Genomic DNA, 308 nt, shown 5'->3' with positions numbered 1-308 from the left:
CCACTTTGGGAGCAAGCTTGTCCAGAAAGCCGAGCAGATTGATATCGGTCGCAGCCAGGGCATTGTAATCAACAAGCTTCAGATTAAGGGAGGTTCCCAGAAGCCCGCCCAGAAGACCATTCAGCACGCTCTGATCGGTATTCAGGCTCAACAATCGCGAACCGATCGAAAATGCCGCTTCCGCCTTGGTTGCCGCCGTGCCGGTCGCTCCAAGCGCAGGCCGGCTGATGAACGATTGGCCGAAATAGAGATTGCCCGGACGCGCCAGCCGGACGCGAACCGCATCCGGGTTTGCGCCGCCCGCCACG

Annotated in this window: 1 protein-coding gene; it reads right to left on the bottom strand. The window is 59.7% G+C overall.

Annotated elements, in window-relative coordinates:
* On the bottom strand, positions 1–308 hold a 308-nt coding region (locus R0J92_RS22260), incomplete at both ends, for a hypothetical protein (RefSeq protein WP_411053252.1).

Source organism: Tritonibacter sp. SIMBA_163 (assembly GCF_046535935.1).
Classification (GTDB): Bacteria; Pseudomonadota; Alphaproteobacteria; order Rhodobacterales; family Rhodobacteraceae; genus Epibacterium; species Epibacterium scottomollicae.
This window is presented reverse-complemented; position numbering and strand designations above follow the sequence as displayed.